This is a genomic window from Rhizobium ecuadorense (assembly GCF_001187535.1).
GTDB lineage: Bacteria > Pseudomonadota > Alphaproteobacteria > Rhizobiales > Rhizobiaceae > Rhizobium > Rhizobium ecuadorense.
Map to the genome: position 1 here is coordinate 1 of NZ_LFIO01001114.1, position 356 is coordinate 356.

General features: G+C 58.1%; 1 pseudogene. It reads left to right on the forward strand.

Features of this window, described 5'->3' with window-relative positions:
• Positions 1 to 265 precede the first annotated feature (265 nt).
• A pseudogene (locus tag AF337_RS42520) lies at positions 266 to 356 on the forward strand (nucleoside 2-deoxyribosyltransferase); the annotation flags it as partial.

Below are 356 nucleotides of genomic sequence, written 5' to 3' on the forward strand. Positions count from 1 at the left end.
GGTGTTTGATTCCCCGCTCAGTCGCCGCGGGCAGTTCATTGCGCACCGTGTTGACGTCGGACATCGAGCACGAGCAGGCCTGACGTGGCGATGGCACCGCGTTGCCTATGTTGCACTTACAATCTGCAGCACGGCGGCGTGATCTCTACGCGTGCAGATACGCGCTGCGGCATGGGCGGTTTCGCCCACTGGATTGTGATCCCACTTCGCTGTAGAGCGAGGAAGGTATTTTGATGCCAAGCCCATTCCTTTTAGGTGCGATTTTATGACAAAAAAAGTTTATCTCGCCGGTCCGGAGGTCTTCCTTCCCAACGCCCGTGAAATGCTCGACCGCGAGGCGGCACTTGCCCGTGAGG